A 1,100-nucleotide genomic window follows, 5' to 3' on the forward strand; every position below is an offset into this window, starting at 1 on the left:
GTCATAATAGTTTCAGTAAACGTCTTTGGTTGATTTCCCGATCTACCCCATAAAATTTTTCTAGACTGATCTGAGATGGACATGGAACTTTTATTGGCCTTMCTTAACTAGAATTTTGATTTATGTACTACTCGTCATGTTAGTTTGCAATAATTACATCTCAAATGCTTAACCGATAACATGAATTGCTATTTAGCAATATCGTATCATGAATTTGTAAATATTGTTGTATTAAGTCATATAAAAACCCCTAAGAGTCATCTTAGGGGTTAATTTTATCTCTATATAAACTTCATTCACAACTAATTTTTCGCCCTATTTATGATACGGTTCAGCTTAACGGGTCTATCGGCGAAAAATGCGAAAAGGAGCTGTCGCGGCCAGCTCCTTCGTACTATGATCAATTCAATTCAGAGAGAGAGGAGTTGTTGTTAATTTAATCCGTCTCATTTTTTCTCCAATACGGACAGCAATCTTTGTTCGGATCAAAAATCGCGGAGTTGGTCCGTATATTCCCACAGCGCATGTTCATCAATTTCGATCTGAATCGCCTGCAGTTCCTTAACAAGCCCGGATATAAGCGGAGTTACGGCACCAAAAATCTCCTCTCGTTCCTCGGTAAAAATAAACACCTTGCGGTTGTCTAGTTTGTTGAACCCTTCGATATAGGTGGAAAAGGTGTGTTCGAGCTGCAGCTGCACGTCCTKGGAGGACATWTCACCTGTTTGCGCCTGAGCCGCAAACTCCCGAAGTTGCCCGCGTATCTGTTTATACAGCGAGGCAACCTTTTTCGCTTGTGCAGGTGTAATTCCTTCTCGACCGTCCCACGCCCGAAATGGGTTATCGAGATTATCGGCTAGCCATTCCGGCTTGCGCGGTTGGCGAATGGACAAATCCAGACCTTGCTTCGCTGCTTGTTTGTAGGCTTGCTTGATCGTCTTGGCAGCATCATCCGGCAAGCTGGTCAACCACAACGTGTGCAGCTGAGTCAACTGATGCGGATGTGGAAACTGCTCGCCTGAAAAGCCAAACATGTCCACCGTCGTGAGCATTTGAAGCTGTTCGAGCTTGTACAGCTGCTCCATACCACGGATGTAGCC

The 1,100-nt window shown here is 44.0% G+C and carries 1 pseudogene; it reads right to left on the reverse strand.

The annotated features are described in order from the left end of the window. Positions 1–485: 485 nt before the first annotated feature. Positions 486–1,100: pseudogene (locus AC1DWN_RS34195) on the reverse strand (hypothetical protein); the annotation flags it as partial.

This window comes from Paenibacillus sp. P4_A7 (genome assembly GCF_056402455.1).